At 55.6% G+C, this 6,764-nt stretch carries 6 protein-coding genes and 1 tRNA gene; 5 read left to right on the forward strand and 2 right to left on the reverse strand.

Annotated elements, in window-relative coordinates; genetic code table 11:
* The first annotated feature begins 87 nt into the window (after positions 1-87).
* The 5 genes from argF (at position 88) to Q0D41_RS06690 (ending at position 5,388) form a co-directional block, all read left to right on the forward strand.
* Positions 88-1,083, forward strand: a complete 996-nt coding sequence (gene argF / locus Q0D41_RS06670; RefSeq protein ID WP_294377009.1) for an ornithine carbamoyltransferase — start codon at positions 88-90, stop codon at positions 1,081-1,083.
* A gap of 16 nt (positions 1,084-1,099) precedes the next feature.
* Complete coding sequence (arcC, locus tag Q0D41_RS06675; RefSeq protein WP_294377013.1) at positions 1,100-2,053, forward strand: carbamate kinase; 954 nt, start codon at positions 1,100-1,102, stop codon at positions 2,051-2,053.
* A gap of 105 nt (positions 2,054-2,158) precedes the next feature.
* Entirely contained in the window at positions 2,159-3,634 is a 1,476-nt protein-coding gene (locus Q0D41_RS06680) for a YfcC family protein (RefSeq protein WP_294377016.1), read from the forward strand.
* Between the two features lie 197 nt (positions 3,635-3,831).
* On the forward strand, positions 3,832-4,257 hold the full coding sequence (locus tag Q0D41_RS06685) for a GntR family transcriptional regulator (RefSeq protein WP_294377019.1): 426 nt from the start codon (positions 3,832-3,834) through the stop codon (positions 4,255-4,257).
* A gap of 9 nt (positions 4,258-4,266) precedes the next feature.
* Positions 4,267-5,388 (forward strand): DUF1648 domain-containing protein, encoded by a 1,122-nt coding sequence (locus Q0D41_RS06690; RefSeq protein ID WP_294377022.1) that lies wholly within the window; start codon positions 4,267-4,269, stop codon positions 5,386-5,388.
* Between the two features lie 288 nt (positions 5,389-5,676).
* Here Q0D41_RS06690 and Q0D41_RS06695 read toward each other — a convergent pair whose 3' ends face one another.
* Together Q0D41_RS06695 and Q0D41_RS06700 are read right to left on the reverse strand one after the other, a co-directional pair.
* Positions 5,677-6,117: a GNAT family N-acetyltransferase gene (locus tag Q0D41_RS06695; protein WP_294377025.1), complete on the reverse strand. Its 441-nt coding sequence runs from the start codon at positions 6,115-6,117 to the stop codon at positions 5,677-5,679.
* A gap of 410 nt (positions 6,118-6,527) precedes the next feature.
* Positions 6,528-6,602, reverse strand: a tRNA-Val gene (locus Q0D41_RS06700).
* Positions 6,603-6,764 lie beyond the last annotated feature (162 nt).

The following is a 6,764-nucleotide window of genomic DNA, read 5'->3' on the forward strand; positions in this document are numbered from 1 at the left end:
AGAGCAGGCCCTGCGATACGAGTGTCGCAGGGCCTGCATGAGGCTCAAGGAAGGGGTTTCTCCCTTCAACCCAAGAAAGGAATCAAAATGGGTGTTAATCTTTCTGGTCGTCCGTTCCTCCGTCTGCTCGACTTCTCTACCGAGGAGATCGAATACCTGCTGAAGCTTTCCAAGAACTTCAAGGACATGAAGCGCGCGGGCGTTCCTCATCGTTACCTCGAGGGCAAGAACATCGTTCTGCTCTTCCAGAAGACCTCCACCCGTACCCGTTGCGCATTCGAAGTTGGCGCAATGGACCTGGGCATGGGCGTCACCTATCTTGATCCCAACAGCTCTCAGATGGGCAAGAAGGAGTCCATTGAGGACACCGCTCGCGTTCTCGGCCGCATGTATGACGGTATCGAGTTCCGCGGTTTTGCCCAGGCTGACGTTGAAGACCTGGCTGCCAACGCTGGCGTGCCCGTGTGGAACGGCCTGACCACTGAGTGGCATCCCACCCAGATGCTCGCCGACATCCTCACCGTTCAGGAGAACTTCAACTACGACATCAAGGGCCGCACCCTCGTCTTCATGGGCGACTGCAAGAACAACGTTGCTCGCTCCCTGATGGTTGTGTGCGCCAAGCTCGGCATGAATTTCGTGGCTTGTGGCCCGAAGCACTGCATGCCTGGCGACGACGTGGTTGAGGCTTGCAAGCCGATCGCTGCCGAGAATGGTTGCACCATCCTCCTCACCGACGATCCCAAGGAAGCCTGCACCAACGCCGACGTTATCTACACCGACGTTTGGGTCTCCATGGGCGAGCCCGACGAGGTTTGGGCTGAGCGCATCAAGGAGCTCGAGCCTTATCGCGTGACCGCCGAGCTCATGGCTCTCGCCAAGCCGGAAGCCATCTTCCTGCACTGCCTGCCCGCCTTCCACGACACCAACACCACGATTGGCGCCCAGAAGGCCGAGCAGTTCGGCATCACCGAGATGGAAGTCACCGACGAGGTCTTCGAGTCGAAGCAGTCCAAGGTCTTCGACGAGGCTGAGAACCGTATGCACACCATCAAGGCTGTCATGTACGCCACCCTGAAGTAGTAGCAGGAGATTTGCAATGCCTTACATTAAGTCAGATGGAAAGCGTATTGTCATCGCGCTGGGCGGCAACGCCCTGGGCAATACGCCCCAGGAGCAGCTTGAGCTCGTAAAGCACACTGCAGCCTGCATCGTTGACATGGTTGCCGAAGGCAACAACGTCATCGTCACCCACGGCAACGGCCCTCAGGTCGGCATGATTAACAACGCGTTTGCTTTCGCATCTCAGCATGACGAAAAAACGCCTGAAATGCCTTTCCCCGAGGCCGGCGCCATGAGCCAGGGCTACATTGGCTACCAGCTCTCGCAGGCTATCCTGAATGAGCTTCGTCGTCGCGGCATCATGCGTTCCACTGCTAACGTGGTTACGCAGACCGTCGTGTATCCCGACGATCCGGCCTTCCAGAACCCCACCAAGCCTGTTGGCGCCTTCCTGACCGAGGAAGAGGCCAAGGCCAAGGCCGCCGAGACTGGCTACACCTTCAAGGAAGATGCCGGCCGTGGTTGGCGTCAGGTGGTTGCTTCTCCGAAGCCCCGCCGCATCGTTGAGAGCGACGCGATTCAGGACCTCTTCGACGACGGCTACATCGTTGTTTGCACGGGCGGCGGCGGCGTGCCGGTGTTCGAGCGCAACGACACCTACGAAGGCGTTCCTGCCGTTATCGACAAGGACCGTTCGGCTGCCATGATGGCTGCCACCTTCAAGGCCGACATGCTGGTGATTCTCACCGCTGTCGAGAAGGTTGCTATCAACTTCAACACTCCCGAGCAGGCCGATATCGACACGATGGATATCGCTCAGGCTCAGGAATACATCGAGCAGGGCCAGTTCGCGCCGGGCTCCATGTTGCCGAAGGTTGAGGCATGCCTTGAGTATGTCGAGGAATACCCCCAGGGTAAAGCCCTCATCACGTCTTTGGACAAGGCCAAAGATGCAATTAATGGCTTGACCGGTACTACGATTACCGCCTAAGCCGCTCAATCCCCCTCCTCCGGGCTGGTCGCTCGGGGGAGGGAGCATTCGCGCAGGGGAAACCGCAAGGGTTGCGCGGGTGCTCTCCCAGGAAAGGGGACTCCCATGGCTGAGAAGACTAAGAAAAAAAAGGAACCCATTAGCTCCTTTAGTATTTTGCTCATCCTTTTGGTCGTTCTGGCCGTTATTTCGTGGATTGCTGCGGCAGCCACGGGCGGTACTGTTACGGCTGCATCTCTGTCAAACATTTTGACATCTCCGATTTATGGCTTCACTGGTGCTCCTAGCGATATCGTTGAAGGTGCTGCGAACCCCGACACCTTCCCGGGCGGCGCACTTGAGGTCTGCTTCTTCGTTATGATCCTGGGCGGCTTCTTGGGCGTTATGACCAAGACGGGCGCTCTCGACAACGGCATTGCCGTGCTTGTGAAGAAGCTCAAGGGCAATGAGCTCGTTCTCATTCCCATTCTTATGGTTCTGTTCTCTATCGGTGGTACCACCTACGGTATGTGCGAAGAAACCGTGCCGTTCTACGTTCTGCTTGCAGCAACCATGTATGCTGCCGGCTTCGATGCGATGGTTGGCTCGGCAGTCGTTCTGTTGGGTGCTGGCTGCGGCGTTTTGGGCTCTACGGTTAACCCGTTCGCCGTTGGCGCTGCGGTATCCTCGCTCGTTGACGCTGGCATTCAGGTGAACCAGGGCATCATCATCGCTCTGGGCGCCATCCTCTGGATTTCCACCACGGCTGTGTCCATCATCTACGTTATGAAGTATGCCGCCAAGGTGAAGAAGGACAGGGGCTCGACGATCCTGTCTCTGCAGGAGCAGGAAGCCGAGAAAGAGAACTTCGGCAAGGACAACGCTCTTGAAGACGTCACGCTCACCGGTCGTCAGAAGGGTGCCCTGATCGTGTTCGCCATCGCATTTATCGTGATGGTCATCAGCTTCATTCCTTGGGAAGACTTCGGTGTTGAAATCTTCCTCGGTTGGTCTGCCGTTATCACCGGCCTTCCGCTTGGTGAATGGTACTTCGTTGAGGCTGCGTGCTGGTTCTTCATCCTGGCCCTCATCATCGCCGTGGTTGGCGGTCTTTCCGAGGCCGAAACGGTGAAGGCGTTTATCGACGGCACCGCAGACATGATGAGCGTTGTTATGATCATCGCTCTCGCTCGTGGTATCTCCATCCTGATGGCTGAAACCGGCATGTCCGACTGGATTCTGTTGAATGCCTCCAATGCTTTGCAGGGTGTCTCCGCGTTCATCTTCGCGCCGGCATCGTGGCTGCTCTACGTTGTGCTTTCGTTCTTGATTCCGTCGAGCTCCGGCATGGCAACTGTGTCCATGCCCATCATGGGCCCCTTGGCTGCGAACCTCGGTTTCTCGGTCGAGACCATGGTCATGATCTTCAGCTCTGCAAATGGCTTCGTGAACCTGTTCACTCCTACCTGCGGCGCAATCATGGGTGGCTTGGCAGTTGCTCATGTGCAGTACGGCACGTGGCTTAAGTGGGTAGGAAAACTGCTCGCGATATTGGCGGTCATCTGCTTGGTGATTGTCACAGTCGCAATGTGCATACTCTAGCGAGGTTTCTCCGGCTCTTTGTCTGGCGATAACCAAGGATACGATTCCTCCACGCGGGGTTGAGCCTCCGTCGTGTGGTGGAAAAAAGGAACGGTCCCGAAAGGGGCCGTTCCTTTTGTTTTGTCTTGCTTGTTCGTGAACTTGTCCCTTCTTGTTATATCTGTTATAGTACAGGTATAACAAGAAGGGACATTGATATGTACATTGTTATTAACGACATGGTCGATGAGCCACTGTATATGCAGATTCGCTCGCAAATAATTGCCGGCATCGCACGAGGCGACCTAACGGCGGGCGATGCATTGCCAAGTGTGCGCCGCATGGCGAGCGATTTGGGCATTAACCTGCATACGGTCAATAAGGCATATGCCGTGTTGCGCGACGAAGGCTACATCGTGGTCAAAGGCCGTGCGGGCGCCTTCATAGCGGGGGCACAGGACGCGAACTCGTCGAATGAGGCTGCAGATAGTCAAATGGACGATGCGTTGCACGACTTGGCCATGGCCTGGCGCGCCCGGGGCGGCACGCTCGATGGATTTCTCGAACGTGCTGCGGCTCAAGCGAAATGCGCGTATGAGGCAAAAAGCGCCGGGGCGAAGACCCATTCTTCTTGTGGCGATTAGGGGGCAGTAATGACTACAACGACAATTATTATGTGCGCGGTATGCTCGACGATTCCTCTTTGCGGAATACTGGCTGCCATAGTTCCGTATCTTCAACGTCGCACCGAAGTGTTTGCGGTGACGGTTCCCTCTGCTGCTCAAAATGATGCGTACGTAAAGGGCCTTAAACGGAAATATGCCGCCATTATGCTTGCGGTTACGGCGGCGCTTACGCTCGCATGCGCAATGGCGGCGTATGCTCAGCGCCCTTTGGTCTTCTTCGTTTTGCTTATTGGTGGTACCTTCGCGCTCATGCTTGTGTCGTATGGCCTTATGCTTTTCTACCGTCGCCGTATAGTTTCGTATAAGAAAGAACGCGGCTGGGTTGCGCAATCGCAGCAATTCGTCGCTTCCGTTGGGGCGGAGCCTGAAGGCTTTCCGCGGGGGCTGTCGCTGAAATGGAATTTGCTCTATATTCCCGTGATTGCCGTTACGGTGGCAATAGCCGCCGTTGGGTATTCGTCTATGCCCGAATTGGTGCCAATGCACATAGGTTTTGATGGGGTGGTTGACGGATGGGCTCAGAAGAGCGTTGGCGTTGTGTTGTTTCCCGTGCTGCTTGAGGTGTTTCTCGCCGTTATTTTGACGTTTTGCCATTGGCAAATGCTTGTGTCGAAGGCTTGGAAAGAGCCCGGTGCTGCCGCTTCTTCTGCCTGGGCTTACGGCATGTTCGTTCGGGCAAATTCAATTGTGCTGGTAGGCGGCGGAGTGCTGTTGACAATGGTCATGGGAGTTGCTTTCGAGCTGTATGTCGTCGGGGTTATTACGATTGGTGCTGCGGTAATCGTGGCGCTTGTCGCGTGCATTCCGATGGTGGTTGCGTCTATTGCGGTAAGCGTGGTGTATGGGCAATGCGGATCGCGTGTATTCCTCCGCATGCAAACGAGTGATGCCATGCTCGTTGACGATGATGATCATTGGAAGCTGGGCATTTTTTACTGGGCGCCCGAAGATGCGAGCCTGTTTGTGCCCGAGCGATTCGGCGTAGGTTGGACCATCAATTGCGCCCGCCCTGGAGCATGGGCAATTTTTGGCGGGGTCATTGTGCTTACTGTCGCTTTTGTCGCAGCATCGATTCTGATGGTGGGTTAGGCGTTTCGCCGTGAAAAGCTTAACCGCAAGGGCCCTTCCCGTCCTGGCTCGATGAACGGGATGGGACATGCGTTTCGTCGAGACGCGTTTTATCCTATAGGCCGACTTTTTAAGGCTTACGCAATAGGCGCCGGATTCAATCCGACGCCTATTTTCATTCAAAGGTATGCTCTAAGGGCAAACCGCCCGCTATGCGGGTGGTTTCGATTAGGGCTTTAGTCTGGTGCGCGCGTAGCTGGCCAAGAAAACCGCCCGCATTGTGGGCGGTTTCGATATGGGGCGTTGTTGCTAGGAGCGCAAGACGGTCTTTTCCATCCAAATATGTGGCTGGCCTTCGTCTTCGTAGTCGACTTCGCCGAACCGCGTGTATCCCATGAGCCCATACCAGCCCTCGAGTCGAGCTTGGGCGTGCAGGCACATTTCGGTTGCTCCTGCCTCGATGGCAGCACGCTCGCATTCTTCGACGAGCATGCGCCCAAAACCCCCTTCGCGTTTTTCCGGGAGCACCGCTACGCGGCCAACGGCCCAGCGTGTTGATTCAGCGGGTTCGGGGAAGGTGCGAGCGCAGCCAGCTGGCTCGCCGTCTTTGTAAAGCACGATATGGATGCAGGTATCGTCGATGTCGTCGAATTCATCGGTATAACCCTGCTCTTCCATGAAAACGCGACGGCGAATCTCGAATGCGTCTTCTTCAACCTCTTGCCCGCGTTTTAGTTCGACGTTTGGCATGGCGTACCTCCTTCGGTGTGAGTTTGGGGCAATGATAACGAAAAAATGGAAGAAAAAAAGCATTGCATTCAGGCGGGCTGCAGAATGGTGCGGCCCGCAGCGACCAGTCGGATGTCGGGCTCTATTCGGCTGATTGCCGCTGGAAACTGGTACTGGTTTCTCTAGTTGCAAATGAGCAGCGAGGCAATGCAAGCGCTGAAAACTGAAATGGGTGCACGGCGACTCCGAGCTCGTGCTGCATGCGTGTGGCGGTGTGGTGCGACCCTTGGTGCGGTTTGTGGTGCAAATTGTGCTGCAATTTGTGGTGCACGGCGATGCAAGCGAATGCGTTGAATCTGAATTGATATCGCGCTTTAAATAATAGAGAAAAGAAAATGGCTGCTCAGATGAGCAGCCATTGTGCGTTCAAATGGTGGGCGGTGAGGGATTTGAACCCCCGACCCGATGCTTGTAAGGCACCTGCGCTCCCGCTGCGCCAACCGCCCGTGAAAATTAATTCTGCCATAACGAGACTTGTTTGTCATTGGGAAAAGTGAAATGCGTCGAATTGTGCAGGAATGTACACGACTTAGTTAATTTGCGAGTTCATCCGAACGCTTAGCTTCCGTTCTCGAACTCAGCCGGACATGTCCGGCTGAGTTCGAGAA

Source organism: uncultured Slackia sp. (genome assembly GCF_934630525.1).
Lineage (GTDB): Bacteria > Actinomycetota > Coriobacteriia > Coriobacteriales > Eggerthellaceae > Slackia.

Excerpts from the sequence above, each read along its gene's own strand:
- argF (WP_294377009.1), top strand. The coding sequence starts at position 88 with ATGGGTGTTAATCTTTCTGGTCGTCCGTTCCTCCGTCTGCTCGACTTC.
- arcC (WP_294377013.1), top strand. The coding sequence starts at position 1,100 with ATGCCTTACATTAAGTCAGATGGAAAGCGTATTGTCATCGCGCTGGGC.
- Q0D41_RS06680 (WP_294377016.1), top strand. The coding sequence starts at position 2,159 with ATGGCTGAGAAGACTAAGAAAAAAAAGGAACCCATTAGCTCCTTTAGT.
- Q0D41_RS06685 (WP_294377019.1), top strand. The coding sequence starts at position 3,832 with ATGTACATTGTTATTAACGACATGGTCGATGAGCCACTGTATATGCAG.
- Q0D41_RS06690 (WP_294377022.1), top strand. The coding sequence starts at position 4,267 with ATGACTACAACGACAATTATTATGTGCGCGGTATGCTCGACGATTCCT.
- Q0D41_RS06695 (WP_294377025.1), bottom strand. The coding sequence starts at position 6,117 with ATGCCAAACGTCGAACTAAAACGCGGGCAAGAGGTTGAAGAAGACGCA.